Source organism: Thiocapsa sp., from assembly GCF_022340925.1.
Lineage (GTDB): Bacteria > Pseudomonadota > Gammaproteobacteria > Chromatiales > Chromatiaceae > Thiocapsa.
Map to the genome: position 1 here is coordinate 1 of NZ_JAJDNA010000065.1, position 9370 is coordinate 9370.

At 67.1% G+C, this 9370-nt stretch carries 10 protein-coding genes and 1 other RNA gene; 5 read left to right on the plus strand and 6 right to left on the minus strand.

The window, feature by feature from the left end:
• From LJE61_RS08285 to LJE61_RS08300, 4 genes are all read right to left on the minus strand, one after another.
• A partial coding sequence (locus LJE61_RS08285) for a UbiH/UbiF/VisC/COQ6 family ubiquinone biosynthesis hydroxylase (RefSeq protein ID WP_296909978.1) occupies positions 1 to 1124 on the minus strand: 1124 nt, incomplete at its 3' end.
• Positions 1117 to 2349, minus strand: coding sequence for a 2-octaprenyl-6-methoxyphenyl hydroxylase (gene ubiH / locus LJE61_RS08290; RefSeq protein ID WP_296909980.1), 1233 nt, complete (start codon positions 2347 to 2349; stop codon positions 1117 to 1119). The genes LJE61_RS08285 and ubiH, both read right to left, overlap by 8 nt.
• A 52-nt stretch (positions 2350 to 2401) precedes the next feature.
• On the minus strand, positions 2402 to 3706 hold the full coding sequence (gene pepP / locus LJE61_RS08295; RefSeq protein WP_296918046.1) for a Xaa-Pro aminopeptidase: 1305 nt from the start codon (positions 3704 to 3706) through the stop codon (positions 2402 to 2404).
• Entirely contained in the window at positions 3703 to 4356 is a 654-nt protein-coding gene (locus LJE61_RS08300) for a YecA/YgfB family protein (RefSeq protein ID WP_296909983.1), read from the minus strand. Before LJE61_RS08300 ends, pepP begins: the two co-directional genes overlap by 4 nt.
• Before the next feature lie 40 nt (positions 4357 to 4396).
• On the opposite strand from LJE61_RS08300, the gene LJE61_RS08305 reads away from it, so the two are divergent.
• The 4 genes from LJE61_RS08305 (at position 4397) to LJE61_RS08320 (ending at position 5774) form a co-directional block, all read left to right on the plus strand.
• The gene (locus tag LJE61_RS08305; protein WP_296909985.1) at positions 4397 to 4606 is read left to right on the plus strand and encodes a TIGR02449 family protein; all 210 of its coding nucleotides are present in this window, start codon (positions 4397 to 4399) and stop codon (positions 4604 to 4606) included.
• Positions 4603 to 4938, plus strand: a complete 336-nt coding sequence (locus LJE61_RS08310) for a cell division protein ZapA (protein WP_296909987.1) — start codon at positions 4603 to 4605, stop codon at positions 4936 to 4938. Before LJE61_RS08305 ends, LJE61_RS08310 begins: the two co-directional genes overlap by 4 nt.
• 13 nt (positions 4939 to 4951) lie before the next feature.
• Positions 4952 to 5137, plus strand: a non-coding RNA gene (gene ssrS, locus LJE61_RS08315) — 6S RNA.
• Between the two features lie 43 nt (positions 5138 to 5180).
• The gene (locus LJE61_RS08320) at positions 5181 to 5774 is read left to right on the plus strand and encodes a 5-formyltetrahydrofolate cyclo-ligase (protein WP_367114915.1); all 594 of its coding nucleotides are present in this window, start codon (positions 5181 to 5183) and stop codon (positions 5772 to 5774) included.
• A 106-nt stretch (positions 5775 to 5880) separates the two neighbouring features.
• Here the strand turns inward: LJE61_RS08320 and ilvA are convergent, their stop codons facing one another.
• Positions 5881 to 7413 carry a threonine ammonia-lyase, biosynthetic gene (ilvA, locus tag LJE61_RS08325; RefSeq protein WP_296909989.1) on the minus strand — a complete coding sequence of 511 codons (1533 nt, stop codon included), beginning with the start codon at positions 7411 to 7413 and terminating at the stop codon, positions 5881 to 5883.
• Positions 7414 to 7656: 243 nt separating this feature from the next.
• Here ilvA and rpiA point away from each other — a divergent pair, with 243 nt between their 5' ends.
• On the plus strand, positions 7657 to 8316 hold the full coding sequence (gene rpiA, locus LJE61_RS08330) for a ribose-5-phosphate isomerase RpiA (protein ID WP_296918048.1): 660 nt from the start codon (positions 7657 to 7659) through the stop codon (positions 8314 to 8316).
• 282 nt (positions 8317 to 8598) lie between these two features.
• Here rpiA and LJE61_RS08335 read toward each other — a convergent pair.
• A partial coding sequence (locus LJE61_RS08335; RefSeq protein ID WP_296918050.1) for a porin occupies positions 8599 to 9370 on the minus strand: 772 nt, incomplete at its 5' end.

Here is a 9370-nt window from a genome sequence, read left to right on the forward strand (position 1 = left end):
CGCAGCGCGGCGACCGGCGCCGCCTCATTGCTGAACGTCCTCTTGATCAGGTCCATGGCGGCGAGCATGGCGAGGTTGTCTCCCCGACGCGCCCGCTCGTAGTGCCTCAGCGCCCAGAGGCCGGCGATGTCCCGTCCACGATCGCGCGCGAGGTCGATGGCCGAGGCCAACTCGGCGGCATCGAGAAATCCGAGGTTCACCCCTTGACCCGCCAGCGGATGGACGGCGTGGGCCGCATCTCCGATCAAGGCCAAGCCGGGCAGCACGTATTGCTTGGCGTGCTGAAGGCGCAGCGAAAAGGCCGCCCGCGGCCCGTCGACGACCAGCGGACCGAGCCGCGCCTCCGACGCGTCCGTCAGGGCTGTCGAGAAGGCCGTATCATCCATCGCAAGCAGCTCCGTCGCCCGCTCCTCGCTTGCGGACCAGACAATGGAGCAGCGCCCGTCCGCGAGCGGCAGGAGCGCAAGGGGTCCGGTCGGCAGGAAGCGCTGCCAGGCGGTCTCCTGATGCCACTCCTGCGGCCTGACATGGGCGACGATGGCCCGTTGATCGTAGTCCCATCCCTGGGTTTCGATGCCCAACAGCTCGCGCACCAGTGAATCGCGCCCATCTGCGCCGATCAGCAGCCGCCCATGCAAGACCCGGCCGTCGGTCAGCAAGAGGCGCGTGGTCGCCTCCGTGGGCTGCAGCCCGGCGATGGATGCGGGGCAATGGAGGACCACGTCGGGCGACGCCTCCAACTGCTCCCAGAGCGCCAGCTGAATGACACGGTTCTCGACGATGTGCCCGAGATCGGGCTGCCCCAACGACTGGGCATCGAAGTGGATGGCCCCGCCGCCGAGCGCGTCCCACACGGACATCTTGCGGTATGGACTGGCCCCCCCCGTTTCGATCCGGTCCCAGGCGCCGAGGCGCTCGAGGATGCGCTGACTGGCACGGCTCAGCGCCGAGACGCGCAGGTCCACCTCACCCACGGGCCAGCTGCGCTGGGGCGCCCGGGTCTCGAGCAGCGCAATGCGCAGCCCCTTCCCCGAGCAGGCCCGGGCAAGGGCCGACCCGACCATCCCGCCACCCACGACGATCAGGTCAAAGCTCGCCTCGAGGGGCTGTGCGGGCTCAGGCATCGACCTTCTCCAGGGGGACGCCGCAGGCCAGACGCGGCAAACGTCCGCCGACCCCCATGAAGCGCCGGGCCAGAAGCCGGCGCAACGGCGGGATCAGGTCCAGGCCCAGCATCGCCGTACCGCGTGCAACGCCCAACGGGGGCCAGCGACTGACGAAGAGTCGGGCGAGCAGATCGGTCAAGGTCGCAGTGCCCGACTGATCGCGCCCACGCCAGCGCTGATAGTCCGACAGGGCCGCGGGGCCGCCGGGATCGGCGCCCGCGCGCGCACTCTGGGCGACCACCTCGGCGAGCGCGGCGACATCGCGCAACCCCAGGTTGAACCCCTGACCCGCAACCGGATGGAGGGTGTGTGCGGCGTTCCCAATCAAGACGACGCGCGGTTGGACCGGATTGCGGGTGAGCACCAGCTTCAACGGATAGGCGCGCCGCGGCGCAGCTTGTCGAAAGCCTCCGAGCCGGTATCCGAAACGCTGCTGCAGCCGCGCGAGGAAGGCGGCATCGGGCAGCGCCAGCAGCTCACCGGTCTGGTCCGGGCTGCAGGTCCAGACCACCGAGTAGCGTCCGCCGGTCATCGGCAGCAGTGCCAGGGGCCCGGTGTCCGTGAATCGCTCGAAGGCGACGCCCGACTGCGGCCGGTCGGGCGAGACCGTGGTGATGACGGCGTCCTGATCATAGCGCTCGTCCCTGACATTCAGAGCGAGCCGCTTGCGCACCGTCGAGTCGCCGCCATCGGCGGCGACCAGCAGGGCGGCCCGCAGCTGGAGGCGCTGCCCCTCGCATTGCACCCCGAGGTCCACTCGATCGGCTGCAACGCGATGTTCCAGGAGACGGGCCGGGCAGAGCAGCTCGATGTCCGGGGCCTCCCTGAGGGCGGCATGGATCGCGACACCGATCGCCCGCGCCGGGACCACATGGCCGAGCGCCTCCACGCCGATGTCGTCGCTGTCGAGCCGGGTGAACCCACACCCGCCGCGGTCGGAGACATGCACCCGACGGATCGGCTCTGCCTCGGGGGCAATGTCCGGCCAGAGCCCGATCGCCTCGAGGATACGCCGACTCCCCCAGGACAGGGCGATGACGCGCTCATCATAGCTCGGCTGCCCCTCGGCCGAAGGCCGGACCGCCTCCACGAGCGCGATCCGGAGTCCGGTACCGGAGAGCGCACAGGCGAGGCTCCCGCCTACCAGTCCGCCGCCGATGATGACCAGGTCGTATTCGTACATGCTCCGCTCTCTCTGCTACCGGGCCGAGCACCGGGGATGCCTCTTGGCCGCCTCAAGCCGCCATCAGGGATTCGATCGCTTCAGGGTCCTTGGGTACCGATGCGGACAGGATCTCATTGCCCCCTTCGGTAATCAGCACGTCGTCCTCGATGCGGATCCCGATCCGCCTGAAGGGCGCGGGCACGCCGTCCGCATCGCCCAGATAGAGCCCCGGCTCCACGGTCAAGACCATGCCGGGCTCGAAGGGCCGCCACCGCCCGGCCTGCTTGTAGCTTCCCACATCGTGGACGTCCATGCCCAGCCAATGACCGGTGCGATGCATATAGTAGGGCTTGTGTGCCTCGTCCTTGATCAGCTTCCCGAGCTTCCCCTTGAGGAGCCCTAGATCGACAAGCCCCTTGGTCAAGACCCGGACCGCCTCGTCGTGCGGCTCGTTCCACAGAAAGCCGGGCTGGGCCTTCCGGAGCGCCGCGACTTGCGCCTCGAGGACCAACTCGTAAAGCTCGCGCTGGGGCGGGGTGAAGCGGCCGTTGACCGGGAAGGTCCGGGTGATGTCGGAGGCATACCCCTCGAGCTCGCACCCGGCATCGATCAGCACCAGATCCCCGTCGCACAGCGGCGCCCGGTTATCCACATAGTGCAGGACACAGGCATTGGCGCCACCGCCCACGATTGGCGAGTAGGCCTGAAAGCGGGCACCAGCGGCCGCGCAGGCATGGTGGAACTCGGCCTCGAGCTGCTGCTCGCTCATGCCCGGCTCGCAGATCTGCATCAATCGCCGATGGGCGGCGGCGGAGATCTCGGCCGCGCGGCGCATCTGCTTGATCTCGGCAGGACTCTTACGGAGCCGCATCTCGTGCAGGACCGACTCGATGGTCACGAAGGTCGCGGGCGCGCTCGCCCCGGCGCGAACGTTGGCGCGAACCCGGTTGACCCAGCCCATGACCCGAGCATCGAGCCCCGCATCGGCCCCGATCGAGAAGTAGAGCCGCTCCCGCCCGTCGATGAGGGTCGGCATGACCTCGTCGAGGTCGCTCAGGGGATATGCCTGATCAGCCCCGTAGTGCGCGGTCGCACCCTCCACGCCGATGCGCGGACCTTCCCACTGCTCGCGCTCCGGGTCGCGAGACCGGCAAAAGAGCACGAAGTCCCCTTCCTTGCGCCGGGGGGCAATCACGGCAAAGGCCTCCGGCTCCGGGAAACCGGTCAGGTAGGCAAAGTCACTGCTCTGGCGGAAGGGGTAGTGCACATCGCGATTACGCACGACCTCGCGCCCCGCCGGGATGATGGCGAGACCCCCGGCGCCCATCCTCCTGGCGAGCGCGCGTCGACGGCGTCGGTACTCGGCCGCGGTCATCGACCGGGACCACTGGGGTGGGCGGCAATACGATCCTGATAAATCAACATCGCCGAAACTCGAACATGCTCACTCAACACAGTCAGCGCCTCCTCGGCTTCCTCGTCCTCGTCGAGTCGGTCCAGGTCCATCCGCATCATCCCATCGATGAAGAAATGAAGGATCTCGCGCGTCTCCGCCGAGGCATCGGAATCGGACAAACCGAGCATCCCCCAGCCATAGAGAAAGCCACGCACCCAGTCATGGAGCGCGATCGCCCTCTCCGGAAGGGGCCGCGCATCGTCGGGCAACAACAGGGTGAGGCCGAGCTCCCCGCCCTCGAGCTCCGCGAGCGTTCGCCCGGCGAGCTCGGCCAATGCCGGGCGTTCCTCGTCGCGCAGGAGGTCGCCGGATTCCGCGTCGGGCAGGAGCTGACTCATCCAGGTCGAGACGGGATCCGGGTCACCGCCGCAGATCAGCCCGCACAGCATGCCCTGGGCCTCAGCCGGAGTGGGGCAGAGGTCGCTGTGGCTCAGAGCACGGACGAGCTGATCGTGGTCGATGGCCGTGACGGCCTCCTCGCGGCAGAGTGGGGACGGGGTGTCGATGAGGAAGGCGGAAACGCCCCTGATGATAACACGACGGCGCTCGTGATTGACCGTCCCCCGCACCCCTTCTATAGTGCGTCGAACTGCAAGGGAGTCGTGGACTTTGGCTAAATTCGACCTCGACCAACTGGAGCAGCAGGTGGACGCCCTGATCCGTCTATGTCAGCGCCTGCGCGATGAGAACCGATCGCTGCGTGCACGCCAGGAGACACTGGTCGCCGAGCGCGGGGAGCTGATCGAGAAGACGGAGCAGGCACGCAGCCGCATCGAAGCCATGTTGTCGCGGTTGCGCGCGATGGAGGAGAGTCTGTGAACGAAGAGCCGATTCAAGTCAACATCCGGATCCTTGACAAGGATTACCGTATCGCGTGCGAGCCGCATGAGCAGGAAGGATTGCACGAATCCGCCCGGCTCTTGGATGGCAAGATGCGCGAGATCCGCCAGACGGGTCGGGTGATCGGCACGGATCGCATCGCCGTGATGGCCGCGCTCAACATCGCCCACGACCTCGTTCAGCTTCAGAAGGTGCACTCCGGTGCCGAAGAAGACGGCGAGACCACCCGCCGCCTGAGACACCTGCAGGAACGCGTCTCCCAGACGTTGGCGGCCGAGCCGACTCTGGACGCCTCGGGCGAAAGGGTATAGCCTTCGAGCTAGACACCCCCTGTAGTGTTCGACCGCGGCCTGGGTATTTTCTTGAGCCTAATCGCTACCCAGGGGACATGGAAGCGAAGCCGTTGTGCATGTCCGTCACCGAGCGGGAAGCCTGAAGCCCAGCCGAGTGTCCCCACTTGAACCGCCTGGTTCAAGAACAAAGGCCTTCAACGGCACCAACGGGGGGTGTCTCTCCCCCATCGACAGGCTCGCTGAGACAGCTCCGCCGGACGCTGCGCAGCGTCCGCCGCGCCCTACCCGATCGGTGTCAGCGCGCCCACGCCAGATGCCTCGCGCGACTGCTTCGTCGCGATATCGCCTTCCAGCGTGCACGGCGGATCGCGGCCTACTGGCCAAGCGACGGAGAGCTGGATCCGCGCGCGCTCATCCGGGCGGCGCTGGCGCGCGGCAAAGTGGCCTACCTCCCCGTCCTGCGTCGGGGGCACGACGGCGAGGGGGCGACCCGGCTCTGGTTCGTGCGATTCTCGCCGGACGAGCGCCTGCACCCCAATCGATTCGGCATCCCCGAACCGAAGGCACGCGGACGCCACCTCCGCCCCGCCCGGCACCTCGACCTCTTGCTGGTCCCGGTGGTGGGGTTCGACAGCGCCGCCAACCGCATCGGGATGGGTGGCGGCTACTACGACCGCACCCTGGCCTACCTGCTGCGACGCCGACACTGGCGAAGACCCCGCCTGGTCGGGATCGCCCACGAGTGCCAGCGGGTTGCCCGGATCGAGCCCCGCCCTTGGGACGTCCCGCTGGATGCAGTGGCGACCGAACGTCGCCTCTACATCAGACCGCGCCGCGCTGTGCCCATTGCTTGACGCAAGGCCGGGCCCAGCTTACGCACGCGCTGAAGCATGCAGCGCTTTCCGTGCTGATGGTCGGCCAGGGTGGCCGATTGCTCAGCATGTTCTTCAGGCGCTCGTCTCATTTTGGACGCTGTACTGATCCGGCGAAGATTCGACAGGCCGGGTTCTCGGTCTCGTCCCAATACGGATAGCCCAGGCCGTCGAGCGCCCGACGAAAGGCAGCGGCCTCTCCCCGCGGGATCTGCGCGCCCATCAGCACCCGCCCGTAGGCCGCACCATGGTTGCGATAGTGGAACAGCGTGATGTTCCAGCCTTTTCCCAGGGCCGAGAGAAAGTCCAGCAAGGCGCCGGGGCGCTCCGGGAACTCGAAACGCACCAACGTCTCGTCCCCGATCCCCTCCGCATGGCCGCCGACCATGTAACGGATATGGAGCTTGGCGGTCTCGTTGTCGGTCATATCGAGCACGCCAAAGCCCTTCTCGGCGAGGCGTCCGATCAGCTCCTCACGCTCCTCGTCCCCACGGGTCAGCTCGATGCCGACAAAGACCTGTGCGCGCAGGGCATCGGCATAGCGATAGTTGAACTCGGTGATCTGACGCTTGCCGATCACGCGGCAGAAAGCGAGAAAGCTGCCGGGACGCTCCGGGATCTCGACCGCAAAGAGGGCCTCCCGACGCTCGCCGAGCTCGGCACGCTCCGCGATATGGCGCAGGCGGTCGAAGTTGACGTTGGAGCCGCTCTCGATCGCGATCAGATGCTGGCCATGGATCCGGTCGCGCTCGACATAGCGCTTGAGGCCTGCCACCGCGAGCGCACCGGCCGGCTCGGCGATGCCGCGGGTATCGTCGAAGATGTCCTTGATTGCCGCACAGATCTCGTCGGTGCTGACCAAGACCACCGCGTCGACCCGGGACCGCGCGACGCGAAAGGTCTCCTCGCCGATCAGCTTCACGGCCACCCCGTCGGCGAAGAGCCCGACCTGATCGAGCTGCACCCGGTGGCCCGCCGCCAGGGCGTGGTGCAGGGTGGGGGCATCGTCTGGCTCGACCCCGATGATGCGGACCTCCGGGTGCAGCCACTTCACGTAGGCCGCCACGCCCGCGATCAGACCACCGCCGCCGACCGGGACGAAGATCGCGTAGGGGGCCACCGGGTGTTGTCGCAGGATCTCCATGCCGATGGTCCCCTGCCCGGCGATGACATCGGGATCATCGAAGGGGTGGAGGAAGGTCAGGCCCTTCTCCTCGACCAGGCTCATGGCATGGGCATAGGCCTCGTCGTAAGAGTCGCCGTGCAGCACGGCCTTGCCGCCGAGTTGGCGGACCGCGCGCACCTTGATGGCCGGCGTCGTGCGCGGCATCACGATGGTGGCCGGAACACCGAGACGGGAGGCGCCGAGCGCCACCCCTTGGGCGTGGTTTCCCGCACTGGCCGCGATCACGCCCCTGGCACGCACCTCGGGATCGAGATGGATCAGCTTGTTGTAGGCCCCGCGCAGCTTGAAGGAGAAGACGGGCTGCAGGTCCTCGCGTTTGAGGAAGACCTCGTTGTCGAGCCGAGCGGAGAGCTGTGGGGCGGGTGTCAGGGGCGTCTCATGCGCCACGTCGTAAACGCGTGCGCGCAGGATCCGTTCGATATAGGCGTCGGGCATCGGGGCCTCTGGGTCAAAGGGCTCTGCTATGATACCCGCCGGGCCGGGAAAGGGCAGTGAAGGTCCTTCGCCTCAAGCCTCCGGCCCCCAGCGATCAGCGGTCGGCTGCGCATGCAGGCGTCGTTTTGGATGAGCGGCGGCCACCGGCGAACGATGCATCGGCGTTCCCACCGACTCCCTCCGGTCGTCCGCGCAAGCCGCTGGGTCCGGAGGTCAATCCTAGACCAACAACCCGGAGTACGCATGAGCGATCAGGATGCCATGAAGAAGCAGGCCGCCGAGGCGGCGCTGAGCTATGTCGAGGGCGGGGTCATCGGGGTGGGCACCGGTTCCACCGTCAATCACTTCATCGATGCGCTGGCCGGCATCAAAGGGCGCATCGATGGCGCCGTCTCGAGCTCGGTGGCCTCCACCACCCGGCTCGAGGCACACGGCATTCGGGTCCTCGACCTCAATGCCGCCGGCGAGCTCTCACTCTACGTGGACGGCGCGGACGAGTCCAACGAGCGGCTCGAGCTCATCAAGGGCGGCGGCGGCGCGCTCACCCGGGAGAAGATCGTCGCGGCCGCGAGCCGTCAGTTCGTCTGCATCGCCGACGAGAGCAAGCTGGTCAGGGTGCTCGGCGCCTTCCCGCTGCCAGTGGAGGTCATCCCCATGGCGCGGAGCTTCGTTGCGCGCGAGCTCGTCCGCCTGGGCGGGAGCCCGGTCTGGCGCGACGGCTTCGTGACCGACAACGGCAATCAGATCCTGGACGTGCAGAACCTGGAGATCCTGGAGCCCGCGAAGCTCGAGCAGACCATCAACAATATCGCCGGGGTGGTGACCGTCGGCATCTTCGCGCTGCGTCCGGCCGACGTCCTGATCCTCGGCACACCCGACGGGCCCCGGACGCTGCGACGCTGAGAAGGCATTTGACTCACCAACACGTCTGAGAGGAGGAGACGATAGGACAGGCGAGATGCCTGGACGTCGCTGTCGATCCCGACGGGCCGGCCAGCGGCGTCCCGCGCGCGTCTCCCCATCGAGCGGACGGGCCGCCGGGCCCGTCTTCTGGTCGGAGCGCCGCATCACCGGCCGCACGGCCCTGACTCCGCGTCCCCGACCATCAGGACCCGACCGCTCTCAACACAAAAAACGGGGCCCGAAGGCCCCGTCTCGATCGCATCCGAGCGATTGCTCACAGCATCAGAAGCTGTGCATGACGCCCGCGGAGAAACCGCTCCAGCTCGAGCCGGCGAAGACATCTTCCAGATCGCTGTCGACGTCCGTGTAGAGCAGATAGGCCTTGGTGCGCTTGCTCAGGTTGTGATCGAAGCCCACGGCCCAGGTCGTCACGTCATAGTCGAGTGACTTCGTGCGGAAGTCCACGAAATTCGGACCATTGTTGATCGAGACATAGTTGCCGCCCGCAATGACTTCGTCGCCATTGTACTCACCCTGCCCGTACATGGCCTTGATCTGGCTGTTGCCGAAGGCATAGGCGGCCTGGATCTGCCACAGGTCGGCGTCCTGGACCGAGGGGAGGAAGAAGTTGTTCAACGGATTGGTCGGGTTGGTGATCCCAACGTAACGGTCGTTGTTGAACTGATCCTGGTTCTCGTAGATCGCCGTCAGGCTGAACCCGGCCCAGTCGAGGAGACCGAGACCGATACGCCAGGCCTGCGCGGAGTCGTCCTGATAGGTGCAGCTGGTGGCGAACGGACTGTTCGGATCGGTCGGATCCAACGGCGTAATGACCGGGCAGTTGTTGCCTGCCAGCGCCGTCGCCTGGTCGTTGAAGTGCTGGTTGTTCAGGTTCTCGAAGGCGGCCGACGCATAGAAGGGGCCGTTGGAGTAGATGGCCGCGATGGAGTAGGTCTCGCCGATGCTGTCCTCCTCCAGGTTCAGACCGTTCCCGCCGCCGGTGGCACCACCCGCCGGGACGATGGCCGCGGCCAGCTGGAAGCCGGCCCAGCTC

Coding starts and splice junctions, on each gene's coding strand:
- ubiH (WP_296909980.1), bottom strand. CDS start 2,349: ATGTACGAATACGACCTGGTCATCATCGGCGGCGGACTGGTAGGCGGG.
- ilvA (WP_296909989.1), bottom strand. CDS start 7,413: ATGCCCGACGCCTATATCGAACGGATCCTGCGCGCACGCGTTTACGAC.
- rpiA (WP_296918048.1), top strand. CDS start 7,657: ATGAGCGATCAGGATGCCATGAAGAAGCAGGCCGCCGAGGCGGCGCTG.
- pepP (WP_296918046.1), bottom strand. CDS start 3,706: ATGACCGCGGCCGAGTACCGACGCCGTCGACGCGCGCTCGCCAGGAGG.